This window comes from Psychromonas hadalis ATCC BAA-638, from assembly GCF_000420245.1.
Classification (GTDB): Bacteria; Pseudomonadota; Gammaproteobacteria; order Enterobacterales; family Psychromonadaceae; genus Psychromonas; species Psychromonas hadalis.
In genome coordinates this window covers 20,473-27,257 of the sequence record NZ_ATUO01000040.1, presented here as the reverse complement: position 1 = coordinate 27,257, position 6,785 = coordinate 20,473, and the positions used below count along the sequence as shown (strand labels likewise).

Here is a 6,785-nt window from a genome sequence, read left to right as displayed (position 1 = left end):
ATTAATGACAACTTTCAAACCTTCAATTTTGCAGTTTGAAGTGCGATGAGCTAGATGCGAAATATTATCAAGTCGTTTGGGTATATAAAACACCTCCAATTTTAGGCGATGCAGAGTAGTTACCTTTTATTAACCTTTAAATTATCACCTTTATTCTCGTTTCACTTGATGGACAATAAAAGCCTGACGGTAAATTTGTTGCAGTTTTTCAAGCAGTATTTGAGCCTCTTTTTCACTGTTTAATGGGCCTAAGCGTAAGCGGTAATTTTTTTTATCTTTAATTGTCTGCGCTTCAACTTGGTACTCTTTTGAGAGCGATTTCCCGAGTGTTTTTGCTTTATCTGCCTGTGAAGTCACCAGATACTGAATGTAAAAATAACCCTTTAAAAAATCATTTTTATGGTCATTTTGCGCTTCTGTAAAATGCAGTAGTTTTATTTCTACTTTGGCAGTGCCCGATTTTATAATATCAAGCTTATTGGCTGCTGCGTAGGAAAGGTCAATAATACGCCCCTCATGGAAAGGGCCTCTGTCATTAACACGTACAATCACCTGTTTATTATTTTCAAGGTTAGTGACTTGTACATAACTTGGCAGTGGTAAATTTTTGTGGGCTGCGCTCATGGCAAACATATCGTAACGTTCACCATTTGAGGTGAGGTGACCATGAAACTTATTACCATACCAAGAAGCGTAACCAGACTCTGAAAACTCGGTGATATCGGTAAACACTTTGTAATCGATGCCCCGCACACGGTAATTTTTGTTACCGCCACGTGAGTAAGGCTCATAACGTGGGGTTACCTCTTCAATATGGGCAAGCGGGGGAATGTCATCGGGGTGATGATCGTCAGCATATTGATAGCGACCTGTGCTGCAACTACTGAGTAAAATGAGCATTATCAATGAGGTAAAAATATTCAAATTTTTTTCCATGCTATTTTCTATTAAAACGTTTATGGGTATTAAAGGACATTAAAACACCAAAGCCAGCAAGCAGGGTCACGATAGAGGTACCACCATAACTTATGAGGGCCAGCGGCACACCTACGACAGGTAATAAACCACTAACCATGCCAATATTGACAAAGATATAAACAAAAAAGGTGAGGATGATGCCACCGGCCACTAACTTGGTAAAGGCATCTTGTGCTTGATTGGCTATCCATAAACCACGACCAATAATAAACAGATAAATGGTTAATAATAGTAAAATACCCATAAAACCAAATTCTTCAGAGAAAACGGAAAAGATAAAATCAGTATGGCGTTCGGGTAAAAATTCTAACTGTGATTGTGTGCCTTGTTGCCAACCTTTACCCCAAACCCCACCAGAGCCAATGGCAATTTTAGATTGAATAATATGGTAACCCGCACCAAGCGGATCTGCTTCTGGATTAAACAGGGTCATCACGCGAGTTCGCTGGTAGTCGTGCATCAGGTAAAACCATAATACCGGTGCGAATGCGAGTACGGCAGTGACCGCAATAGCGATGTAAAACCATGAAATACCGGAGAGGAACAGAACAAACAGTCCCGATGACGCGACTAAAATAGACGTCCCTAAATCAGGTTGTTTAGCGATTAAGAGAGTAGGGATAATAACAATCAGCAGAGCAATAACTGCTTTTTTAAAGGTAATAGGCAGCGTATATCGGCTAATATAATAAGCAACACCAAAGGGCATGATCAGTTTCATTATCTCAGAGGGTTGAAACTTAGTGAAACCTAAGTCTAACCAACGTTGAGCTCCCTTACCAGTGTGTCCAAAAACAAGTACTGCAATCAATAACAGTACGCTGATGATAAAAATGGCGGGGGTCCAGCGCTGATAAACCTCAGGGGGGATTTGTGCCATTGCTAGCATGACGCTTAGCGCTATCACAAGGCGAATTAGCTGTGGTATTACCCAGTCAGGTGAAACAGAGTAGAGAGTAATAAGGCTTAATGTCATTAGACAAAAAATACCGATTAATAGCCAAGGATCAATATGTAAACGGTAAAAAATACTTTTTTGTGCTTGGGTACTGACCATTTTAAAAATCCTCTAATCGTTGCACTTTTATTTTATCAAAATACTCATCAAATAGAGCACGTATAATAGGTGCCGCATGGCTACTGCCACCGCCAGCGTTTTCGAGTATGACCGTGGCCACTATTTCAGGTGATTCATAGGGTGCAAACGCGACAAACATGGCGTTATCCCGATGACGTTCAGCAATTTTACTGGCATCGTACTCCTCATCCTCTTTCATATTAATGACTTGTGCGGTACCTGATTTACCGGCAATGGTATAAGAGGTATTTGCAAAAGCACGGTGTGCAGTGCCTGTTCTTTTACTGGTTACGCCATACATCGCTTTAAGGGCAATTTCCCAGTAGTGCTCATCTTGCAATTTAATGGGCATTTTAGATTCTTGTACTGCGTTAAAAGCGCCACTTTTAGAGACTATGGAGTGCAAAATATGTGGAGTAATAACTTCTCCTTTTCGCGCTAAAATTGCAGTGGCTTGGGTAAGCTGAATGGGGGTAACCGTCCAATATCCCTGCCCGATACCCACCGAGATAGTATCACCATCATACCAAGGTGCATTAAAGCGGGCACGTTTCCACTCTCTTGAAGGCATAATCGCTTTTGTCTCTTCATAAATATCAAGGCCACTATAATCCCCAAAACCAAACTGTTGCATAAAAGGATTAATTCTATCAATGCCTATTTTGTAGGCTGCATCATAAAAGAAGGTATCACAGCTTTGCTCGATAGCATGATTAACATCAACCATCCCATGACCCCAGCGTTTCCAATCTCGGAAACGGCGTTTACTGCCCGGCACAATCCACCAACCTGGATCTTTGATTTTAGTGTGCTCAGTGATCACCTTGGTATTTAACGCCAGCAGTGCCATTTGCGGTTTAATAGTAGAAGCAGGTGGGTAGCGTCCCTGTGTTGCGCGGTTAATAAGTGGTCTGTCTTTAGAGCTTAATAACGCATTATATTTTTTATTGCTGATCCCCTGCACAAAAAGGTTAGGGTCATAACTCGGATTGGAAACAAGGGTTAATACGCCCCCAGTACGTGCATCCAGTACAATGACACTGCCTCGGGTATCTCCGAGTAATTGTTGTGCTTTAAGTTGCAACTGAATATCAATATTAAGTTTAATGTCACGGCCTGGTACAGGCGGTTTAAAATTAAGTACACGAATCACTTTACCCCAACTATCGACTTCTACCTGGCGTTGTCCTGGCTGCCCATGTAATAATTGTTCGTAATATTTCTCAATGCCCAATTTACCGATGTAATAGGTGCCTCGATAACGTGCTGTGTCACCGCGTTGTTCAATGCGCTGTAAATCTTTGCTATTAATTTTAGCGATATAACCTAAAACATGAGTAAATGCATCACCAAAAGGGTAATAACGTTTCAGGTTTGCTTTGATGGAAAAACCTTTAAACAGGTGTTGATTGACCGTAAAAATGGCAACCTCTTCTGTGCTTAATTGATCACGTAATAAGATCGGTCTAAATGAGCGTGCGTAGCGATTACGTTTATAAAACTGCTCAACCTCTTCATTACTAAGGTCAAACATATTGCGTAATTTATTTATTTTTCGTTTTAAGTTTTTTGTTTTCTTTACAATAACTTGTAGGCTATAAACGGGTCTGTTTTCTGCAAGAATAATGCCGTTTCTATCATAGATAAGGCCACGATTGGGTGGCACTGTTTGCACACTAATACGGTTATCATTGGAGCGGGTCTGAAAGCTTTCAAAGGAGCTGATTTGCAGGTAATAAAGGTTAGTGATCAATACCCCTATCGCAAAAACAATGGCAATAAAAACCACCAAGGTACGGCGCATAAAGAGGGCTGACTCAGCAGAATGATTGCGGATACTGACATGTTTTTTTACCACAAACTACTCGCGGTGATAGGGATGATTAATGGTTAAAGTATAAGCGCGATATAACCCTTCAGCAACAATAATACGCACTAAGGGATGAGGCAGTGTTAGCGCTGAAAGCGACCAGCGTTGTTCTGATTTAGCGATACACTCAGGTGCAAGTCCTTCAGGGCCACCGATTAACAGGCTAATATTCCGCCCATCAAGTTGCCATTTTTTCATTTCGCCAGAGAGTTGCGGGGTTGTCCATGGTTTACCAGTGACTTCAAGTGTCACTATTTTATTGCCTTTAGGGATCGCCGCTAAAGTGAGCTCTCCCTCTTTTTTCAAAATACGTTTTATGTCTGCGTTTTTCCCTCGTTTTCCTGCATTGATTTCAAGCAACTCAAGTTGCATCTCTTTAGGAAAACGTCGGGCATATTCTTGATATCCTTTTTCAACCCAGTCGGGCATTTTAGTGCCCACTGCGATCAACTGAATTTTCATTAAACAGTGTGTCCCCAAAGCTTCTCAAGGTCATAGAATTGGCGCGTTTCTTCTTGCATTACGTGCAAGACAACATTGCCTAAATCAACTAATACCCATTCGCTACCTTCTAAGCCTTCAACACCTAGCGGTGTTTCGTCTGCACGTTTTGCAGCCAGTGCTGTTTGTTCTGCAATTGAGCGTACATGGCGTTTTGAGTTGCCTGTACAGATGATCATGGTATCGGTTACGTCTGAAGTGCCTGCAACATCAATGATAGTGATATCTTTGGCTTTCATGTCTTCAATTTGTGTTACTACAAATGCTTTTAATTCTTGGTCTAACAAAGGAGTGTCCTTCTTAATAATTTATAATCATTGATGCTTTCAATAAAAGTTAATGACGGAGTATATCACGCTCCTGCAAAACGTGACTAACTTTGATAATAATTTCACTTTTTAAATAATTTCTCACTATCTAACTTAATATTCAGCATTTTTGAACAGTTAGATCAGGTTTATGTGATAAGCATCATTAAAAAAAAAGATCCTTTGCTTGCAAAAATGGTGCACTTTATTAAACTTCCCGATCTATTGTGGTAAAAAGTGTCTAAAAGTGGATCTTTTACCCTAGAAAAGTAAAAAATAGTATAAAAATGCAATATTCTTATTAAATAAGTCAGGGACTTAATGATCATGTTACGTAGTGCAAACGCCATCAATATTGATACCAAAGGAAGAATCGCCATGCCAACACGTTATCGTGATGGTTTAATGGCGTCTTGTCAGGGTCAATTTGTGTGCACTATTGATCTGCAATCACCCTGTTTATTGATCTATCCATTAAATGAATGGTTAGTGATAGAGAAAAAATTAAGCATATTATCAAGCACTGATCCTGTTGAACGTCGGGTACAGCGTTTAATTTTAGGTCACGCAACTGAGACTGAACTTGATAAAGGGGGGCGCTTATTGATTGCCCCTGCGCTAAGAGCACACGCAAAACTACAAAAAAAAGTGATGCTAGTAGGGCAATTTAATAAGTTTGAGTTGTGGGATGAAGCGCTGTGGCAGAAACAGGTAGAAGCAGATCTACTGTTAGGCTTGCCATCAGCAGATCAATTAACAGAAAGTTTAAAGGGGTTCTCACTGTAATGGCAGAGCATATCACGGTTTTATTAGATGAAGCGGTTAATGGATTAGCGCTTAAAGAGGATGGTATTTATGTGGATGGTACCTTTGGTCGCGGTGGTCACTCGCGTTATATTTTAGAAAGGTTAGGGCCTAATGGGCGTTTAATTGCCATTGATAGAGACCCACGTGCGATTGCAGTAGGTGAAGCGTTAATGCTGGATGATCCACGTTTTACCATTATTCACGGACCCTTTTCTGGACTTGCTGATTACATAAAAGCGTTAGATCTTGCAGGCAAGATAGATGGTGTATTACTTGACCTTGGGGTTTCATCTCCTCAATTAGACGATGCTGAGCGTGGTTTTAGTTTTATGCGTGATGGTCCACTGGATATGCGTATGGATCCCACATCAGGCATTAGTGCCGCTGACTGGTTAGCAAAAGCGGATGTGGATGATATCGGTTGGGTATTAAAAACCTTTGGTGAAGAGAAATTTGCTTATCGTATTGCGCGCGCGATTGTCGCTGATCGTGAAGAAAAGCCATTTTTACGCACATTAGATCTTGCACATTTGATCGAGCGCCTGTGTCCTAAGCGTGAAAAGAAAAAACACCCGGCAACACGTAGTTTTCAAGCAATTCGTATTTATGTAAATAGTGAGTTGGAAGAGATCCATAAAGTATTAGACGGTGCGTTAGATATTTTAGCCATTGATGGACAACTTTCAGTGATCAGTTTTCATTCGTTAGAGGACAGAATTGTAAAACGCTTTATTCGTAAACAGGAAAAGGGGCGCGAATACCCACCGGGTTTACCTCTGACTGATGCGCAGATGCAATCAGATAAAAACATGAAAGCACTTGGAAAAGCATTAAAACCTAGCGCACAAGAGGTAGATAAAAACCCACGCGCACGTAGTTCTGTTCTGCGTGTTGCTAAAAAAATCGCGCATCCTGAGCATGGTTAGTTGAGTGTTTCGCGTGATAATTTATTGCTGTTGATCCTTGCTGATCTACGTCGATATGTTGTTTTTGTTGTACTGGCGATTGTTATTTTGCTGAGCGCCTTTTATAACATTTATATCACCCATGAGACACGTAAATTAGTAACAGAAAAAGATCAACTATCACAGCAAAAAGACAATTTGAACATTGAGTGGCAAAACTTGCTGATTGAAGAACATACCTTAGATGAGCATAGCCGTATAAGGCGTATTGCAACAAAGCGATTATCAATGGCACAGCCAACTAAAAATAACAGTGTATTAGTGGAAATTCCCTAACA

At 40.5% G+C, this 6,785-nt stretch carries 8 protein-coding genes; 3 read left to right on the top strand and 5 right to left on the bottom strand.

Translation table 11 applies throughout. The annotated features are described in order from the left end of the window. Window positions 1–150: 150 nt before the first annotated feature. The 5 genes from G322_RS0107030 to rsfS are packed head-to-tail and all read right to left on the bottom strand — an operon-like array spanning window position 151 to window position 4,714. Window positions 151–936 carry a septal ring lytic transglycosylase RlpA family protein gene (locus tag G322_RS0107030; RefSeq protein WP_022941100.1) on the bottom strand — a complete coding sequence of 262 codons (786 nt, stop codon included), beginning with the start codon at window positions 934–936 and terminating at the stop codon, window positions 151–153. Between the two features lies 1 nt (window position 937). Continuing rightward, complete coding sequence (gene rodA, locus G322_RS0107025; RefSeq protein WP_022941099.1) at window positions 938–2,035, bottom strand: rod shape-determining protein RodA; 1,098 nt, start codon at window positions 2,033–2,035, stop codon at window positions 938–940. A gap of 1 nt (window position 2,036) precedes the next feature. Beyond that, a complete protein-coding gene (gene mrdA / locus G322_RS0107020; protein ID WP_022941098.1) occupies window positions 2,037–3,914 on the bottom strand; it encodes a penicillin-binding protein 2 in 1,878 nt (625 codons plus the stop codon). Window positions 3,915–3,917: 3 nt separating this feature from the next. Continuing rightward, window positions 3,918–4,388 (bottom strand): 23S rRNA (pseudouridine(1915)-N(3))-methyltransferase RlmH, encoded by a 471-nt coding sequence (gene rlmH, locus G322_RS0107015; RefSeq protein ID WP_022941097.1) that lies wholly within the window; start codon window positions 4,386–4,388, stop codon window positions 3,918–3,920. Next, entirely contained in the window at window positions 4,388–4,714 is a 327-nt protein-coding gene (gene rsfS, locus G322_RS0107010) for a ribosome silencing factor (protein ID WP_022941096.1), read from the bottom strand. Before rsfS ends, rlmH begins: the two co-directional genes overlap by 1 nt. Window positions 4,715–5,062: 348 nt before the next feature. Here rsfS and mraZ point away from each other — a divergent pair, with 348 nt between their 5' ends. From mraZ to ftsL, 3 genes are read left to right on the top strand one after another with little or no spacing between them, the layout of a single operon-like run. Continuing rightward, window positions 5,063–5,521 carry a division/cell wall cluster transcriptional repressor MraZ gene (gene mraZ, locus G322_RS0107005; RefSeq protein WP_028866473.1) on the top strand — a complete coding sequence of 153 codons (459 nt, stop codon included), beginning with the start codon at window positions 5,063–5,065 and terminating at the stop codon, window positions 5,519–5,521. Further along, window positions 5,521–6,468 (top strand): 16S rRNA (cytosine(1402)-N(4))-methyltransferase RsmH, encoded by a 948-nt coding sequence (rsmH, locus tag G322_RS0107000; RefSeq protein WP_022941094.1) that lies wholly within the window; start codon window positions 5,521–5,523, stop codon window positions 6,466–6,468. The genes mraZ and rsmH overlap by 1 nt, the downstream gene beginning before the upstream one ends. Next, window positions 6,469–6,783, top strand: a complete 315-nt coding sequence (gene ftsL, locus G322_RS0106995) for a cell division protein FtsL (protein WP_022941093.1) — start codon at window positions 6,469–6,471, stop codon at window positions 6,781–6,783. Window positions 6,784–6,785: the final 2 nt, after the last annotated feature.

What these genes read in the sequence shown, in the direction of transcription:
- G322_RS0107030 (WP_022941100.1), bottom strand. Translation starts at nt 936, where the DNA reads ATGGAAAAAAATTTGAATATTTTTACCTCATTGATAATGCTCATTTTA.
- rodA (WP_022941099.1), bottom strand. Translation starts at nt 2,035, where the DNA reads ATGGTCAGTACCCAAGCACAAAAAAGTATTTTTTACCGTTTACATATT.
- rlmH (WP_022941097.1), bottom strand. Translation starts at nt 4,388, where the DNA reads ATGAAAATTCAGTTGATCGCAGTGGGCACTAAAATGCCCGACTGGGTT.
- mraZ (WP_028866473.1), top strand. Translation starts at nt 5,063, where the DNA reads ATGTTACGTAGTGCAAACGCCATCAATATTGATACCAAAGGAAGAATC.
- rsmH (WP_022941094.1), top strand. Translation starts at nt 5,521, where the DNA reads ATGGCAGAGCATATCACGGTTTTATTAGATGAAGCGGTTAATGGATTA.